The 16,362-nt window shown below is 59.5% G+C and carries 14 protein-coding genes; 11 read left to right on the forward strand and 3 right to left on the reverse strand.

Features of this window, described 5'->3' with window-relative positions:
* Window positions 1-63: 63 nt before the first annotated feature.
* From AUP74_RS08015 to AUP74_RS08025, 3 genes are read left to right on the forward strand one after another with little or no spacing between them, the layout of a single operon-like run.
* A complete protein-coding gene (locus AUP74_RS08015) occupies window positions 64-1,440 on the forward strand; it encodes a hypothetical protein (protein ID WP_069947121.1) in 1,377 nt (458 codons plus the stop codon).
* A 43-nt stretch (window positions 1,441-1,483) separates the two neighbouring features.
* Entirely contained in the window at window positions 1,484-2,422 is a 939-nt protein-coding gene (locus AUP74_RS08020; RefSeq protein WP_069947122.1) for a glycerophosphodiester phosphodiesterase family protein, read from the forward strand.
* Window positions 2,415-3,317, forward strand: a complete 903-nt coding sequence (locus AUP74_RS08025) for an MBL fold metallo-hydrolase (RefSeq protein WP_069947123.1) — start codon at window positions 2,415-2,417, stop codon at window positions 3,315-3,317. Before AUP74_RS08020 ends, AUP74_RS08025 begins: the two co-directional genes overlap by 8 nt.
* A 39-nt stretch (window positions 3,318-3,356) precedes the next feature.
* Here AUP74_RS08025 and AUP74_RS08030 read toward each other — a convergent pair whose 3' ends face one another.
* Both AUP74_RS08030 and AUP74_RS08035 read right to left on the reverse strand, forming a co-directional pair.
* Window positions 3,357-4,118 carry an ABC transporter permease gene (locus AUP74_RS08030; RefSeq protein ID WP_069947124.1) on the reverse strand — a complete coding sequence of 254 codons (762 nt, stop codon included), beginning with the start codon at window positions 4,116-4,118 and terminating at the stop codon, window positions 3,357-3,359.
* Window positions 4,115-5,080 carry an ABC transporter ATP-binding protein gene (locus AUP74_RS08035; RefSeq protein ID WP_069947125.1) on the reverse strand — a complete coding sequence of 322 codons (966 nt, stop codon included), beginning with the start codon at window positions 5,078-5,080 and terminating at the stop codon, window positions 4,115-4,117. The genes AUP74_RS08030 and AUP74_RS08035 overlap by 4 nt, the downstream gene beginning before the upstream one ends.
* Before the next feature lie 377 nt (window positions 5,081-5,457).
* On the opposite strand from AUP74_RS08035, the gene AUP74_RS08040 reads away from it, so the two are divergent.
* The 4 genes from AUP74_RS08040 to AUP74_RS08055 all read left to right on the forward strand — a co-directional run bounded on the left by AUP74_RS08040 (window position 5,458) and on the right by AUP74_RS08055 (window position 10,603).
* Entirely contained in the window at window positions 5,458-7,005 is a 1,548-nt protein-coding gene (locus tag AUP74_RS08040) for a Re/Si-specific NAD(P)(+) transhydrogenase subunit alpha (protein ID WP_069947126.1), read from the forward strand.
* Between the two features lie 13 nt (window positions 7,006-7,018).
* Entirely contained in the window at window positions 7,019-8,446 is a 1,428-nt protein-coding gene (pntB, locus tag AUP74_RS08045; protein WP_069947127.1) for a Re/Si-specific NAD(P)(+) transhydrogenase subunit beta, read from the forward strand.
* Window positions 8,447-8,561: 115 nt separating this feature from the next.
* The gene (locus AUP74_RS08050) at window positions 8,562-10,181 is read left to right on the forward strand and encodes a S41 family peptidase (protein ID WP_069947128.1); all 1,620 of its coding nucleotides are present in this window, start codon (window positions 8,562-8,564) and stop codon (window positions 10,179-10,181) included.
* Window positions 10,181-10,603, forward strand: coding sequence for a hypothetical protein (locus AUP74_RS08055; RefSeq protein WP_069947129.1), 423 nt, complete (start codon window positions 10,181-10,183; stop codon window positions 10,601-10,603). The genes AUP74_RS08050 and AUP74_RS08055 overlap by 1 nt, the downstream gene beginning before the upstream one ends.
* A gap of 16 nt (window positions 10,604-10,619) precedes the next feature.
* On the opposite strand, the gene AUP74_RS08060 is transcribed toward AUP74_RS08055, so the two are convergent.
* Window positions 10,620-10,922, reverse strand: coding sequence for a YhbY family RNA-binding protein (locus AUP74_RS08060; RefSeq protein ID WP_069947130.1), 303 nt, complete (start codon window positions 10,920-10,922; stop codon window positions 10,620-10,622).
* Window positions 10,923-11,063: 141 nt separating this feature from the next.
* Here AUP74_RS08060 and rlmE point away from each other — a divergent pair, with 141 nt between their 5' ends.
* The 4 genes from rlmE (at window position 11,064) to glmM (ending at window position 16,276) form a co-directional block, all read left to right on the forward strand.
* Window positions 11,064-11,687 carry a 23S rRNA (uridine(2552)-2'-O)-methyltransferase RlmE gene (gene rlmE, locus AUP74_RS08065; RefSeq protein WP_069947131.1) on the forward strand — a complete coding sequence of 208 codons (624 nt, stop codon included), beginning with the start codon at window positions 11,064-11,066 and terminating at the stop codon, window positions 11,685-11,687.
* A 337-nt stretch (window positions 11,688-12,024) separates the two neighbouring features.
* Window positions 12,025-13,944, forward strand: a complete 1,920-nt coding sequence (gene ftsH / locus AUP74_RS08070) for an ATP-dependent zinc metalloprotease FtsH (RefSeq protein ID WP_069947132.1) — start codon at window positions 12,025-12,027, stop codon at window positions 13,942-13,944.
* A gap of 82 nt (window positions 13,945-14,026) precedes the next feature.
* A complete protein-coding gene (folP, locus tag AUP74_RS08075; RefSeq protein ID WP_069947133.1) occupies window positions 14,027-14,869 on the forward strand; it encodes a dihydropteroate synthase in 843 nt (280 codons plus the stop codon).
* Window positions 14,870-14,923: 54 nt separating this feature from the next.
* Window positions 14,924-16,276: a phosphoglucosamine mutase gene (glmM, locus tag AUP74_RS08080; RefSeq protein WP_069947134.1), complete on the forward strand. Its 1,353-nt coding sequence runs from the start codon at window positions 14,924-14,926 to the stop codon at window positions 16,274-16,276.
* Window positions 16,277-16,362 lie beyond the last annotated feature (86 nt).

A 16,362-nucleotide genomic window follows, 5' to 3' on the forward strand; every position in this document is an offset into this window, starting at 1 on the left:
GGGCGAATGTCGCCGCCAGTGCTGTTAGGATTGGGGCATCTCAATCAATCAGGAGGCAAGCCGGTGAACGGACTCTTCGAAAGCCTGCCGCTCTGGCTGTGGTTTCTGCTGGCGCTGCTCGCCCTTTTTGCTGCTCGGGGGCCGGTGCACCAGGGCATACTGGCGTTATCCCGGTTTATCCACCAGGTATTGCGCCTGGCGGCCAGTGCGATTTCCTCCACGGAGCAGCGGCTGCAGCAGCGTAACAACGAGGTGCTTCTCGCGCGTGCCCGGGACGGGGTGGAGTGGCAGATTGACCGCGAGTTCACTCGAGTCGAGGCTACCGTCAAGCGCGAGCTCTCCCGCTACCCCGCGCTCCATCGGCGGCTGTGCGAGCAGTTGACCGCAGTCGATGAAGATTATGTGCGCAGTGCTGAAGTGCCGCCGGAGCCCACTAACTGGCCCAAGGCCATCCGGGCGGTCGCCGAGATTCCCGCCAAGGAGGATCCGGTGGTTCGGGATGTGCTGGAGATCATTCACAGCTCCATGCGCAAGGCCGAGGCCAAGGCGCTGGAGGCGTACCGCGAGTCGGCACGCGAGCGCCATCAGCTGCTGAAACGCATGATGCCCGGTTGGCGCAGCATTCTCACCTCCCTCGGGCGGGTGAACCGGAATGTGGAGTCGGTTATCCAGCGCGCGCAGACCGTGGATCGCCATATGGAGCGCTATGAGGGGTTGCTACAGGCTGGTGAACGCGAGAGCCGCCGTCTTACCTTCTCGGCGATGGCTCAGTTCCTGATTTCGTCCCTGATGTTGCTGGTCGCCGGCGGAGCCGCCGTCCTCAATGTCCATCTCCTGTCGACACCGCTGGAGGCAATACTGGTTGCAGAATCCAGCGGCTTCCCCATGGCAGTCTCCGCCGCGACGGTGTTGGTGGCGCTGCAGCTGGCTCTGGGGGTGTTCATCCTGGATACCTTGCGGATAACCCGGCTCTTCCCGGCGATCGGCTCGCTGGCCGACGGCGTGCGGGCCCGTTTGTTCTGGCTGCTGCTCGGCCTGCTAGGTGCTCTCGGAATGGTGGGTGCAGCCCTGGCGTCCAGCGGCGGTCTGTCGCCAGCGGCTACCGAGGTTGAGGCCGTAACCATGACGGGTTGGGCTGCCGCTGCTATCCGCGCAGGGCTGGCCCTTGTGTTGCCGTTGGCGCTGGCGTTCAGCGCCGTACCGCTTGAGAGCTTCGTGAATTCACTGCGAACGGTGATCGGGCTTTGCAGCGTGCTGCTGCTTCGCGTTATTTCCGTGGCTCTGCGAGTGCTGGGAGCGCTGGTTCTGCGCGGTGGTGCGATTCTCGTGCGTATTTATGACATCGTGATTTTCCTGCCGCTGTGGCTGGAGCATAAACTGGTTTCCCGGCGCCGGGTGGCGCCTGAGGGTCACACGGAAGGTGCCGGCTCCGGCGGTTGAACGGTTGCAATGTAACGATGATGAGGAGGGTGGCCGCTAAAGCATGATCTGGCTGATATTGCTCGCTTTGGTGGCCTTGGCGTTGTGGCGTTTCGCCGTTGCCAGGCCGGCGCCGCCGTCAGATCTACGGCTGCCGCGCCCACCATTGGTTATTGCCCACGGTGATGAGCGTGGCCAGGGGCTCTATCCCGGCAATACGTTGCTCTACCTCCACGAGATGGTCGATCTGGGGGCAGACGCCCTGGAGATTGATCTCAATCTCACTGCAGACGGATATCTGGTCCTCAATCACGACCCGATCCTGGACCGCGTCAGTGATGGCAGCGGGCCGATTCGCGATAGGACACTGGCGGAGCTGCGCCAGCTCAATATGGCTTGCCACTGGACGCACGATGGCGAGACCTACCCCTATCGCGAGGCCCCGGTTCGCATTGCCACCATCGATGAGACCTTCGACGCTTTCCCGGATGCGCCAATGATCCTCGAGCTCAAGGATCGGGACCCGGAAGCTGCCGCGGCGCTGGCGCGCAGTGTCCGCCGTGCCGGCAAGGAATCAAGTCTGGTGGTTTCCTCCTTTCATTTGGGGGTGATTCGCAAATTCCGCGCACTCTGTCCGGAGGTGGCGACCGGAGCCACCCTGCCCGAAGCCCTGTTGTTCTTTATCGCTCAGCTATTCCGGCTGGAGCGCTGGTTGAGTCCGGCCTACCAGACCATGCAGCTGCCGACCCGCTATTATGGGATCCCGGTATTTTCCCCACGTCTGATCAATGCCGCCCACCGTATAGGCATACACGTGTCGGTTTGGACCGTGGATGCGGTCGAGGCCATGGAGCACTATCTCCGCCTTGGTGTGGATGGCATCGTGACCAATCGCAGCGACCGCCTGAAATCAGTCCGTGATCGCGCGCTGCCCACTGGCACCGCGCCAGCTGACTCCGACACCGATAACAATCAGAGCATCAATAGGAGTGACGATGAATAAGCACCTTCGTAGAGCTGCATGGCTGTGCTGCCTGTTAGCCATGTCGGCAGCCGCCGAGGATCGATTTGCCAAAGTGGAGATCAAGGCTGAGCCTGTGCGCGACAACCTGTTCATGTTGCAGGGGGCCGGCGGCAATATTGCTGTATTCACTGGTGAGGACGGGGTTTTTATGGTGGATGACCAGTACGCGCCGCTGACGCAGAAGATCCGCACCGCGGTAGCGGCGATCACTGATCAGCCCCTGCGATTTGTGATCAATACCCACTGGCATGGTGACCATACCGGCGGTAACGAAAATCTGGGTAAAGCCGATGCGCTGGTGGTTGCACATGAGAATGTACGGGAGCGGATGAGCACCGAGCAGTTTATGAAGACCTTCAATCGCACGGTGCCGCCCTCCGCGCCGGCGGCGTTGCCGGTGATCACGTTTACCGATGCAACCACGTTCCACTGGAATGGCGATACCGTGCGTGTGCAATACACCGGGCCCGCCCATACGGATGGGGATTCTGTCGTTCTTTTTAAGAACGCCAACGTGATTCATATGGGCGATACTTTCTTCAACGGCAGCTACCCGTTCATCGACCTCTCCTCTGGCGGTAGCGTTGATGGTCTAGTGGCGGTAATGAACCGGGTGCTGGGGATGGCTGACGACGAGACCGCCATCATTCCCGGACATGGTCCCCTCAGCAACAAGGCAGAGCTCACCGAGCAGCGTGATCTGCTGGTAAGCCTGCGGGACAAAATCCAGCTGCTGATCGATGAAGGGTTGACGAAAGAGCAGGTGATTGCCGCCAATCCAACCCGGGAATACGATGCCCAGTACGGACAGGGCTTTATGAAGCCGGATCTATGGACGGGTATTGTCTATGACTCACTGACGACACAGCAGTAAAGAGAAAACGGGGGCAAAGCCCCCGTTTTTTGTACCTGCTCAGCTTTTGAGGCGGTAGCCGGTTCGGAAGATCCACCAGATTCCCGTCAGGCACAGCAGCAGGAAAAGGAAAATCATCGCCAGGCTCACTCCGATATTCACGTCGGCGATGCCATAGAAAGACCAGCGGAAGCCGCTGATCAGGTAGACGACCGGGTTAAACAAGGTCACCTTTTGCCAGAACTCCGGCAGCATGTTGATGGAGTAAAACGCTCCCCCCAGAAAAGTCAGCGGCGTGACCACCATTAGTGGAATCACCTGTAACTTCTGGAAGTCATCGGCCCAGATGCCGATGATGAAGCCGAACATGCTGAAAGTGACAGCGGTGAGCACCAGAAACCCCAGCATCCAGAATGGGTGCAGTATTTGATAGTCGACGAAAAAGCGAGCAGTGAGCAGGATTAGAAGTCCCAGTAGCAAGGACTTTGTTGCTGCCGCTCCCACATAGCCAGCAACAACTTCAAAAGCTGATACTGGTGCCGAGAGCACTTCATAGATTGTCCCGGAAAATTTCGGAAAGAAGATTCCAAATGACGCATTGGAAATACTTTCACTGAGAAGTGACAGCATGATCAGCCCGGGAATAATGAATGCGCCGTAGGAAATTCCCTCGATTTCTCCCATCCTGGAACCGATTGCGGCACCAAAGACGATGAAGTAGAGGGATGTAGAGAGCACTGGAGAGGCAATGCTCTGCATCAGAGTGCGCCAGGTGCGAGCCATCTCGAATTTATAAATGGCGCGGATTCCGTACCAGTTCAAGCGGTTTCTCCTTGTCCGGTTTTGCTGTCGCTTTGCTGTCTCGCGTCTCTTACCAGATCCACAAAGATATCCTCGAGGGAGCTCTCGCGAGTCTGAAGATCACGGAAATCGATAGCGGCCTTATCGAGTCTTCGCAACAGATTGGTGATTCCAGTATCGCCTTCCTGTATATCAAACCGGTAGACGAGCTGGTGTCCGTCAGCGCGGATCTCAAGCGGCAGATCGGCGAGCGTTTCAGGTAAGCATTCGAGGGGCTCCAGTAGTTGCAGCAGCAACTCCTTGCTACCCATTCTCTTGATCAGCGTCTCTTTGTCTTCAACCAGAATGAGTTGACCATGGTTGATGACCCCCACACGGTCGGCCATCTCCTCGGCTTCTTCGATGTAGTGGGTGGTCAGGATTACCGTGACGCCCGACTCGCGTAACTCCCTGACCATGGCCCACATATCCTGGCGCAATTCCACATCGACCCCGGCCGTGGGCTCATCGAGGAACAGAATTTTTGGCTCGTGAGAGAGTGCCTTGGCAATCATGAGTCGCCGTTTCATGCCGCCGGACAGTGCCATGATGCGACTGTCTTTCTTCTCCCATAGCGAGAGTTGTCGCAGCAGCTGCTCCAGGTAAGCGGGATTGGGCGGTTTGCCGAACAGGCCTCGACTGAACTCGACCGTTGCCAGGACGCTTTCAAAGGAATCTGTGCAGAGTTCCTGAGGTACCAGTCCGATTTTCTCCCGCGCCGCGCGATAGTCCCGCACAACATCATGACCATCGGCTTTTACCAGTCCGGAAGAGGCGTTGACGATGCCGCAGATGATGCTGATTAAAGTGGTCTTGCCGGCCCCATTGGGACCGAGCAGGGCAAAGATTTCACCCGGGTGAATATCAAGGTTGACCTCTCGGAGCGCGGTAAAGCCACCTTGATAGGTTTTGGTGAGGTTTGAGACGGAAATGATGGGGTTCAAAGATAGCTCCTGGCTACGCGGGGCAGTTTAATGGCGACCTGCCGGGGAAACCTATCACATCCCGAATTCTCTGTAATGAAGGAAGCTGCTTTTCAGAGGCCAGCGTTGGTCTTGTCGGTGATGACTGGTTCGGACAAGCCGAAGCGAATTTTTTGTCATGTCGGGTCGCTAATGAAGAGAATGGCGCGAAAACCTTTATTAGATATGTTTATACCAAGTATGCGGTTATTTACTTTTAATCAATAAGAGCTGGGGATAGACTCAAAAGATGCCAAGCGTTTAAACGCTGATATTGCCTGGAGTGGGGGCATCCCTACCCATGTCTATCGTGGCCGGGTAAGCAGCATAACAATAGAAAGCAGAGAGGGAGTGTTGCGGTGATCATAGCGATTCCAAAAGAGACTGCTGCCGGTGAGGGCCGGGTAGCGGCGACGCCGGAGAGTGTCCGCCGCTTACAGGGTCTGGGGTTTTCGGTCCGGGTGGAGCGAGGTGCGGGTGAAGCGGCGAGCTTTCCCGATGAGGCCTACGTGGAGGCTGGTGCAGAAACTTGTAAAGACGCTGCACATTGTCTGAAAGGCGCAGGGGTAGTGCTGAAAGTGCAGTCTCCAAACGATGAGGAGCTCGCTCTGATTCCTGAAGGCGCGACCCTGATTGCCTTTTTGAAGCCGGCGCAAAATGAAGCTTTGCTGAAAAAGCTGGCGGACAGGAAAATTAATGCACTTGCAGTGGAGTCTATTCCCCGAATTTCCCGTGCGCAAAAAATGGACGCGCTCAGTTCCATGGCGAATATTGCTGGCTACCGAGCAGTCATTGAGGCCGCGCATAATTTCGGGCGCTTTTTTACCGGACAGATTACGGCTGCCGGTAAAATTCCCCCTGCCAAGGTGCTCGTTATCGGTGCTGGTGTGGCCGGTCTTTCCGCCATCGGCACGGCCAAAAGCATGGGGGCCATCGTTCGAGCATTCGATACCCGGGCGGAGGTCCGTGAGCAGGTTGAATCGATGGGGGCCGAATTCCTGACGGTAGAGATCGAGGAAGAGGGCTCCGGTAGCGGCGGTTACGCCAAGGAAATGTCCAAGGAATTCATTGAGGCAGAAATGGCCCTGTTCCGTGAACAGGCCAAAGACGTGGACATTGTGATCACAACTGCCCTGATTCCTGGAAAGCCTGCGCCAAAGCTCTGGCTGGCCGATATGGTGGACAGCATGAAAGAGGGCTCCGTAGTCGTTGACCTGGCAGCGGAGATGGGCGGCAACTGCGATTACACCGTGGCCGATCAGAAGGTGGCAGAGAGCGGAGTGACCATTATCGGCTACACCAATCTGCCGAGTCGAGCAGCGACCCAATCCTCGACCCTCTATGCCACAAACCTGACGCATCTGCTGACTGACCTGACCCCGGAGAAAGACGGCAATATCGTCATCAATTTTGACGATGAAGTAATCCGTGGAGCGACGGTCGTGCGGGGTGATGAAATTACCTGGCCTCCGCCCGCACCGAAAATCTCTGCCCAGCCGAAACCGGCCCCCAAGCAAACAGTGGAACCGGAAGCCAAAGAGGAGGTGCCGTCGAAGAAAAAGTCAGCGCTCTCAATTGCGGCGTTCTGGCTGATTGCGGGTGGTCTGACGTTGTGGCTGGGGCGCGTGGCTCCGCCGGATTTCGTCGCACACTTTACGGTTTTCGTACTGGCAATATTTGTTGGCTGGCAGGTGATCTGGAATGTTACCCACGCCCTGCATACGCCACTGATGAGTGTCACCAATGCAATTTCCGGCATCGTGATTGTCGGCGCCCTGTTACAGGTTGGTGCAACGGGTTCCGCACTGGTGACACTATTGGCGTTTGTGGCGGTATTGGTCGCCAGTATCAATATTTTCGGTGGGTTCTTCGTGACCTACCGCATGTTAAAGATGTTCCGCCGGTAACAGGAGAAAAGCGATGAACGGAATGATAGCAATGGCTTACCTTTTCTCGGCGGTGATGTTTATCCTGAGTCTGGGTGGTCTTTCCAGTCACGAGACTGCCCGTCGTGGCAACGTCTACGGAATGGTCGGCATGGCAGTGGCTATTACGGCCACCATTGCCGGCATTACTGCTGGCGCCTACTGGATGGTTGCCATCGCGATGGTGACCGGCGCAGTCATCGGCCTGTATCTGGCGCGGCGCGTGGCCATGACCCAGATGCCGCAGATGGTGGCATTGCTGCACAGCTTTGTTGGCCTGGCGGCAGTGCTCATCGGTTGGGGTGGTTTCCTCGATCCGCGCATCTCACTGACCGGTGCCGAGCATGTTGTGCACAACACCGAGATTTATCTCGGCATCTTCATCGGTGCCATTACCTTGACCGGCTCGCTGGTCGCCTTCGGTAAATTGCAGGGGCTGATTTCCGGTAAGCCGCTCATGTTGCCCGCCCGGCACTGGCTCAACCTGATCGCAATCATTGCCTGTATTGTGCTCGGCACTTTGTTTGTTCCAGCCGACCTGAGCGCCGGTACTGTCATCAACCTGCTGGTGATGACATCCATCGCGCTGCTTCTGGGGATCCATCTTATAGCAGCCATCGGTGGCGCGGACATGCCGGTGGTGATTTCCATGCTGAACAGCTATTCGGGCTGGGCAGCGGCGGCGACAGGCTTCATGCTCAGCAATGATCTGCTGATCGTTGTCGGTGCGCTGGTGGGCTCCTCCGGTGCCATCCTCAGTTACATCATGTGTCGCGGCATGAACCGCTCCTTCATCAGTGTGATTCTCGGTGGCTTTGGTTCCGACGGTGGTGAAGTGGCCGAGGGCGAGATGGAAGGCGAGGCAGTGGCCACGAATTTTGATGAGCTGGCCGCGGACCTGGAACAAGCCAGGAGCATTATCATTGTGCCCGGTTTTGGCATGGCCGTAGCCCACGCTCAGCAGGCGGTAAGTGACCTCACCGATCGGCTGCGCAAGATGGGTAAGACAGTGCGCTTTGGAATTCATCCGGTGGCGGGGCGCCTGCCCGGGCATATGAATGTGCTGCTGGCCGAGGCCAATGTGCCCTATGACATCGTGCTGGAGATGGAGGAGATCAATGACGATTTCCCCGATACTGATATGGTGCTGGTGATCGGTGCCAATGACACGGTCAATCCAGACGCAGTGGAAAAACCCGGGTCGCCGATTGCCGGCATGCCGGTGCTTGAAGTGTGGAAGGCGGGCAAGGTGGTGGTGCTGAAGCGCTCTATGGCCTCAGGTTATGCCGGCGTGGCGAATCCGCTGTTCTACAAAGAGAATGCACGGATGTTGTTCGGGGATGCCAAGGAGAGTCTCCAGAGTGTCTTGGCCAAGCTTGGGGACAGTGCCAAGTCTCCTTCGGCGCGGGAAGCTGTGGCCTGATCCGGACCTGATTCTCGCCATAGGGTTGCTCCCTGGCGTCGCCGGTGCGTACCGGCGGCGCCAGTGTTACTCTCTCCCTGTAATTCCCATACCAATAAAAATTCAGGGCATGCCAATGCGGGATTGTCTCTCCCTTTCTCATCCGTTGCGTATCCTCGCGCTTTCCGTCCTTCTCGGTGCCTGCGGCGGCGGAGGTGGCGGGGGCTCCTCGTCCCAGAACCCTTCTGCCGACGATTCCGGAGGAAGTACCGGCACCACTTGGCAGCCCGGTGTGTTCCAGCCCTCAGAGACCTTCGCCGCGCGCTGTGAGTCCCCCCGCAGTGGTACCAACTCCAGCACCGGGCGCCCCTATGACGATGTCGCCGGCACAGCCCTGGACGAAAAGAACTGGCTCCGCTCCTGGACCAGTGAGCTCTACCTCTGGTACGACGAGGTCGAGGATCGTGACCCAGCCGAATACGAAGTGCTGGAGTATTTCGACTTGCTGGTGACCGAGGAGCTGACCGAGACAGGTGCGCCCAAGGACAACTTCCATTTTTCGCTACCCACGTCGGATTGGCAGTCCCAGACCCAGTCCGGTGTGGCCGTGGGTTACGGTTTTCAGTGGGCCATCATCGAGGCGCGGCCACCGCGGGATGTGGCGGTAGCCTACTGGGATCAGGAAAATTCCGTCGGATTGCCGCCGCGGGGTACCAAGGTGGTGACGGTAGACGGCGTCGATGTGGTCTGGGCCAATGACCAGGCGAGCGTCGATACCCTGAACGCCGCTTTTTTCCCAGGCAGTGTTGGCGAAGAGCACACTTTTACCTTCGAGTATGCGGATGGCTCCCGGGAGACGGTGACCTTCACCGCTCGCGCCCTCGCCACGGACCCGGTCCAGAATGTACGGGTGATCGATGCGGCGATGGGACGCCAGGTGGGCTATCTGCTGTTCACCGACCATATCGCTACCGCGGAGAATGAGCTGAAGGGCGCCGTGGAGTCACTCGCTGCAGCCGGTATCGACGAGCTGGTTCTGGATCTCCGTTACAACGGTGGTGGCCTGCTCGCCATCGCCAGTCAGCTGGCTTATATGATCGCCGGCGATGTCCCCACGGCGGGGCGGGTTTTCGAGGAGCTGGTATTCAACGACCAGTATTCCGGAGTGAATCCTGTCACTGGCGAACCGCTGCAGCCGATGCCGTTTTTCAGCACGACACTCGGTTTCAGCAGTCTGCCCAGTGAACTGCCTCTGCCGACACTCGACCTGCAGCGGGTGTTCGTGTTGACCGGAGCCAGCACCTGCTCCGCCAGCGAATCAATCATCAATGGCCTGCGCGGTGTTGATCTGGAAGTAATCCAGGTGGGTAGTACCACCTGTGGCAAACCTTACGGTTTTTATCCCACCGATAATTGCGGCACCACTTACTTCTCTATTCAGTTTCAGGGACGGAATGACAAGGGGTTTGGTGAATACCCGGCGGGTTTCACCCCCGGTGGGAGTGGTCCGGCTGGCGTGATTGGCTGTCAGGTGGCCGACGACTTCAGTCGCGATCTGGGGGATCCGGCGGAGTGGCGGTTGTCGGCTGCACTGAGCTTTATCGAAACCGGCAGTTGCCAGGGCAGTCTTGCCAGTTCCAGCAGCTACCGTGCCGATGGGGGAGCCCTGTCTGCCGGAGGCCGTGACAAGGATGCCCGGGTTCTGAAGCCTGTCTGGCAGGAGAACCGGATCCTCGACAGAGGGGGGGAGCGCTGATGCGAGTACCCTGTCTGCCCTGGTTCAAGACGCTGGGCTATCTGCCTCTGGTGGTATTGGCAGCCTGCAGTGCCCGGGCTCTTTCCGGCCCGCTGGAACCGGCGCTGCTGGAGAATGCCACCTCGGAGGTGCGCGCCGAGCTGGCTCAGGTGGTCAGCGCGGCACTGGGCGGCATTCAGGTCACTCTGGGTGAGGAAGTGCTCACTGCCACCAGCATCCTCGTCATTGAGCAGGACGTGCCCCGTGACCTCCAGCAGCGTCCCCTGGCTGGCCGCAGCCTGGCGGTGCCGGTGCGGTTCCAGTTGCTGACGGGGGATGAGGGGTGCTGGCTGAAGCGCCTACCGCAAGGCCCGGTCTGGGCCCTGACAAGGGCCCGATGCGCGCGCGAGTCCCCACCCGCAGAAGCTGGGGGCGAGGGCTGAGCTCAGGTGTCGGCTGTCAGCGCAGCAGGTTGGACAGGCGGGCGTTGGGCTTTTGGGCTGCGCGATAGATCAGGGCGATCTTGCCGATCTCTTGAATCAGTTCTGCGCCACTTTTCTCGCATAGCTCGCCGATAATCTGGTGGCGGAGCTCCCGGTCAGCCACCATCAATTTAACCTTGATCAGCTCGTGGTCCTCGAGGGCGCGGTTCAGCTCCTCGAGGACGCCCTCGCTGAGCCCCTTGCCGGCTACGGTCACCACCGGCTTCAGGTTGTGGCCGAGTGTGCGCAGAGCTTTTTTGCGGTCGGCGGTTAAAGGCATACAATACTCCGTTTCCACGTTGTGGATATTCATAGCGTGAGCGGCCCCGAGCCGCGACCGGGCCTCCATTAGATTGGGGCGGGCCGCGGCTCGGGGCCGCTCACGCGAAAGCTGTTGTGTTATTAGGACGCATTGTAACTGATGGGCCGATCCAAAAGCAGCCACCGCTGGCTGCGTGAGCATTTCAATGATCCCTACGTCAAGCAGTCCCAGAAAGAGGGTTACCGCTCCAGGGCAAGCTACAAGCTGCAGGAGCTGCAGAAGAAGGATCGCCTGATCAAACCCGGGATGACGGTGGTGGATCTGGGCGCGGCGCCGGGTGGCTGGTCGCAGGTGGCGGCTGAACTGGTGGGTCACAAGGGCCATGTGCTGGCTTCAGACATCCTCCCCATGGATCCTCTCGCCGGAGTGGACTTTGTTCAGGGTGACTTCACCGAGGAGTCCGTCCTCAATACGTTGCTGGAGCGCTTGGGCGATGAGCGGGCGGACCTTGTGATTTCCGATATGGCCCCAAATATGAGTGGAGTGCGCGATGTCGATCAGCCCGCCTCCATGTATCTGGTGGAGCTGGCTGTGGATATGGCGCGTCAGGTACTGAAGCCCGGCGGTGGCTTTGTGGCCAAGGTGTTTCAGGGGGAGGGTTTCGACGAGCTCATCCGTGACCTGCGTGCGAACTACAGCAGTGTCGTGACCCGAAAGCCCGGTGCATCCAGGCCTCGCTCGCGAGAGGTCTATGTGGTGGCGCGAGGGTTCAAAGGCGGCTAACGATCCGGCAATTCTCACGACAGTACCTGCAAACCGGTTTTAAGAATGCTGGTCGGGGGCGGACCACTGGTGACCCGGTGGCCAGCGATGGTATAAGCTGCTCGCAACACGACGCTAGACACGCAGGCTGGCGGCCGTACCTATAATGGTCGGGTTGATGGGCCTCTGTGTCGGGGTGCCGGAACCGAATGTGCCGCAGAGGCATCCAAGTTACAGTAAACGGCCGCAATGGCCGGGCTTCCGGGTGATTTGCGCGGAGGCAAACCGCTCGCCCTTCCCCTTTTTTGGGGGCGGATGGCAGGATTGATAAGGCAAGAGGGTGATCCCTTTGAACGATATGGCGAAGAATCTGGTGCTGTGGTTGGTCATCGCGGCGGTGCTGCTGATGGTCTTTCAGAACTTCAAACCGCAGACCCGGGATGAGGCCCTCAGTTATTCCCAGTTTGTCCAGGATGTGCAGTCCGGGCAGGTAAAGAGTGTTGTCGTGGACGGCCTCACCATTACCGGCGAGAAGGCCGACGGCAGTCGCTTCAAGACTATTCAGCCGCAGATCATCGATGACGAGCTCACCAACGAGCTGGTGCGCAGTAATGTCCAGTTTGTCGGTCGCGAGCCCGAGGAGGCCAGCCTGTGGCAGCAGCTGCTGGTGGCCAGCTTCCCGATCCTGATCATCATCGCTGTCTTTATGTTCTTTATGCGCCAGATGCAGGGCGGTGCCGGTGGGCGTTCCGGCCCCATGGCGTTCGGCAAGAGTAAGGCGCGCCTGTTGGGCGAGGATCAGATCAAGACCACCTTTGCCGATGTGGCCGGCGTGGATGAGGCTAAAGAGGACGTGCAGGAGCTGGTGGAGTTCCTGCGCGATCCGACTAAATTCCAGCGTCTGGGCGGCAACATTCCTCGCGGCGTACTGATGGCGGGCCCTCCCGGCACTGGTAAGACGCTGCTGGCCAAGGCCATCGCCGGCGAGGCCAAGGTGCCGTTTTTCTCCATTTCCGGTTCTGACTTCGTAGAGATGTTCGTCGGTGTGGGCGCCTCCCGGGTGCGGGACATGTTCGACCAGGCCAAGAAGCAGGCCCCTTGCATCATCTTCATCGACGAGATCGACGCCGTTGGCCGTCATCGCGGTGCCGGTGTGGGCGGTGGACACGATGAGCGCGAGCAGACGCTGAACCAGCTGCTGGTCGAGATGGACGGTTTCGAGGGCAACGAAGGCGTTATCGTCATTGCTGCCACCAACCGCCCGGATGTGCTCGACCACGCGCTGTTGCGCCCGGGCCGCTTTGACCGTCAGGTTTTCGTCGGCCTGCCGGATATCCGCGGTCGCGAGCAGATCCTCAAAGTGCACATGCGCAAAGTGCCGCTGGATGACAAGGTCTCGGCGCAGACCATCGCCCGCGGCACCCCCGGTTTCTCTGGTGCCGACCTGGCCAACCTAGTCAACGAGGCGGCCCTGTTTGCCGCCCGCGCCAACCGCCGGATGGTCGGCATGGACGAATTCGAGCGCGCCCGGGACAAGATCATGATGGGCGCCGAGCGCAAGTCCATGGTGATGAGCGAGAAGGAAAAGGTGAACACCGCCTACCATGAGGCGGGGCACGCGATTATTGGTCGCCTGGTGCCCGAGCACGATCCGGTACACAAGGTCACCATCATCCCCCGTGGCCGCGCGCTGGGTGTGACCCAGTTCCTGCCGGAAGAGGACAAGTACAGTATTTCCAAGCGGGCAATCGAATCCCAGCTCTGTTCCCTGTTTGGTGGTCGTATCGCGGAAGAAATGACCCTGGGTGTGGATGGTGTCACCACTGGTGCATCAAATGACATCGAGCGGGCAACAGAGCTCGCCCGCAATATGGTGACCAAGTGGGGCCTGTCCGAGAAGCTGGGTCCGCTGCACTACGGTGAGGACGAGAGTGGCCAGCCAGGTGCGGGTAACCCGATCTCTGGCAAGACCTCAAACGAGATCGATACCGAGGTGCGCCGTATCATCGATGACTGCTACGACCGTGCCCACAAGTTGCTAGAGGAGAACCGTGACATTCTTGAAGCGATGAAAGACGCGCTGATGGAATACGAGACGCTGGATGCCGAACAGGTGGACGACCTGATGGCGCGTCGCAAGGTGCGTCCTCCGCGCGACTGGCATGATCCGGATGTGGGTGCTGGCGGCAATGGCAAGCCTGAGGCGGCAGAGAAAGAAGGTGAGGCCGGTGAGTCTGACGAAGGCAATCCGGTTGGTGGGCCCCTGAACGGGCACTAAGCACGGCACGAAACATGCGGAAGGCTGGAGGGCCGGCAGAAGCCGGCTTTTCCAGCCTTCCGCTTTTTGCTTTTGAGGGGCTATGAAACTGACCTGTGGCAATCACGTTCTGGACCTGTCGAGCCCGCAGATCATGGCGGTGCTCAACACGACCCCGGATTCCTTTTCCGACGGCGGTCGCTACTATCGCGAGGGTGAACTTGATCTCAGTGTCGCGGTAGATCGTGCCCGGCAGATGGTTGCCGAGGGCGCAGCCATTATAGATATCGGTGGTGAGTCCACCCGGCCTGGTGCGGCCCCGGTGACCGAAGAGCAGGAGTATCAGCGGGTGGTGCCGGTAGTGGCGGCGATTGCCGGCGAGCTGGACGTGGTCATTTCGGTGGATACCAGCACTCCGGCGGTAATGCACGCGGCCGCAGAAGCCGGTGCGGGCCTGATCAATGATGTCCGCGCCCTGCAACGCCCCGGTGCGCTCGAGGCGGCCGCGGCAAGCGGGCTGCCGGTATGCCTGATGCACATGCAGGGTCAGCCGGGCACCATGCAGGCCAACCCCGAATACGACGATGTGGTTGCCGAGGTTTCGGCTTTCCTGCAGGAGCGACTGCGCGCCTGTGAGGAGGCGGGAATTCCGCGACATCGGGTGGTGTTCGATCCTGGGTACGGATTCGGCAAGACCGATGAGCACAACCTGGAGCTGCTGCGTCACCAGGCGGAGCTGGCACCTGAAGACATCCCCCTGCTGGCGGGCCTGTCGAGGAAGTCCATGATCGGCAGGCTACTCGGGCGGGAAGTGGACGAGCGTCTGCCGGGCAGCCTGGCGCTGGCCCTGCTGGCGGCCCAACGGGGTGCGCGCATACTCAGAGTGCATGACGTGGCGGCTACGGCCGACGCACTGGCGTTGCAGCAGCTGGTGGACCAATCTTAGCGGGCAGCTCTCCCGGTGCGGACGGGCTGGGTACTCATAGAATAGAGACAAAAGATGGCGAGAAAGTATTTTGGCACCGACGGTATCCGTGGCCATGTTGGTAAGGGAGTAATCACTCCTGACTTCATGCTGCGCCTGGGCTACGCCGCCGGCAAGGTCCTGGCGGAGCAGGCGGCCAGTAAAAGCGGGCACCGTCCCAGCATCCTGATTGGCAAGGACACCCGGATTTCCGGTTACATGTTTGAGGCTGCGCTGGAGGCCGGATTGATCAACGCCGGTGTTGACGTCGGCCTGCTGGGTCCCATGCCGACGCCGGCTATTGCCTACCTGACGCGGACCTTCCACGCCCAGGCCGGCATCGTGATCAGCGCCTCCCACAATCCCTTCCAGGATAACGGCATCAAGTTCTTCAGTGCCGGTGGCAGCAAGCTCCCTGACCAGGTGGAGCTGGATATCGAGGCGGCGCTAGAGCTGCCGATGGAATCCGCGGAAAACCTGGGTAAAGCCTGGCGTATCGACGACGCGGCAGCCCGCTACATCGAGTTTTGCAAAGCCTCGACCCCCTGGGGATTTGCTCTTGATGACATGAAGGTCGTCCTGGATTGCGCCAATGGCGCCACTTATCACATCGCACCCAAGGTGTTCCGGGAGTTGGGCGCCGAAGTGATTGCCATCGGTACCAGTCCGGACGGGCAGAATATCAACCTGGATTGCGGTTCCACGAAGCCGGCCAAGCTGCAACAGGCGGTAGTTGAGCAGGGCGCTGATCTCGGCATCGCCTTTGATGGCGACGGCGACCGGGTGTTGTTTGTGGATCGCAACGGTGAGCTTGTAGATGGTGACGAGCTGCTGTTTATCATCGCCTTGCACCGGCATGAGTTCCTGGGCGGCTGCAGTGGTGTGGTTGGCACCCAGATGAGTAACTACGGCTTCGAGCTGGCGCTCAAGGAGCTCTCCATTCCTTTCGAACGGGCCAAGGTCGGTGACCGCTACGTTCTCGAGAAAATGCAGGCCAACGGCTGGAACCTTGGTGGTGAGTCCTCCGGCCATATCATCTGTGCTGATGCCACCACTACCGGTGACGGCGTTATCTCGGCCCTGCAGGTATTGCGGGCGCTGGAGGAGTTCGGCGAACCTCTGGAGGCGCTGCGCGCACGCATGAAGATGCTCCCGCAGCATATGATCAATGTGCGCCTCGCCCATCGCGACGGCGTGCTCGACCACAACGATGTGCGCAGTGCGGTTTCCGAGGCGGAGGCTCAGCTCGGGGACCGGGGGCGGGTGCTATTGCGGCCCTCGGGTACTGAACCGCTCATCCGTGTGATGGTAGAGGGGGTCGAGCGCAGTGAGGTGGAGCAGTTAGCCGGGGATATTGCCCGGGTGGTCGAGCGTATCGGCAATGGCTGATGCGCAAGCCAGTGCGGCCTTTTTGCGCGGCTAGTACCCCGTAATGGAGCAGCAGAAACTTTTTGATTTTCTGTTGTATGTTGGCG

It is taken from the genome of Microbulbifer aggregans (assembly GCF_001750105.1).
In the GTDB taxonomy this organism is placed as follows: Bacteria; Pseudomonadota; Gammaproteobacteria; order Pseudomonadales; family Cellvibrionaceae; genus Microbulbifer; species Microbulbifer aggregans.

Coding starts and splice junctions, on each gene's coding strand:
- pntB (WP_069947127.1), top strand. CDS start 7,019: ATGAACGGAATGATAGCAATGGCTTACCTTTTCTCGGCGGTGATGTTT.
- AUP74_RS08055 (WP_069947129.1), top strand. CDS start 10,181: ATGCGAGTACCCTGTCTGCCCTGGTTCAAGACGCTGGGCTATCTGCCT.
- glmM (WP_069947134.1), top strand. CDS start 14,924: ATGGCGAGAAAGTATTTTGGCACCGACGGTATCCGTGGCCATGTTGGT.
- AUP74_RS08020 (WP_069947122.1), top strand. CDS start 1,484: ATGATCTGGCTGATATTGCTCGCTTTGGTGGCCTTGGCGTTGTGGCGT.
- folP (WP_069947133.1), top strand. CDS start 14,027: ATGAAACTGACCTGTGGCAATCACGTTCTGGACCTGTCGAGCCCGCAG.
- AUP74_RS08050 (WP_069947128.1), top strand. CDS start 8,562: ATGCGGGATTGTCTCTCCCTTTCTCATCCGTTGCGTATCCTCGCGCTT.
- AUP74_RS08025 (WP_069947123.1), top strand. CDS start 2,415: ATGAATAAGCACCTTCGTAGAGCTGCATGGCTGTGCTGCCTGTTAGCC.
- ftsH (WP_069947132.1), top strand. CDS start 12,025: ATGGCGAAGAATCTGGTGCTGTGGTTGGTCATCGCGGCGGTGCTGCTG.
- AUP74_RS08060 (WP_069947130.1), bottom strand. CDS start 10,922: ATGCCTTTAACCGCCGACCGCAAAAAAGCTCTGCGCACACTCGGCCAC.
- rlmE (WP_069947131.1), top strand. CDS start 11,064: ATGGGCCGATCCAAAAGCAGCCACCGCTGGCTGCGTGAGCATTTCAAT.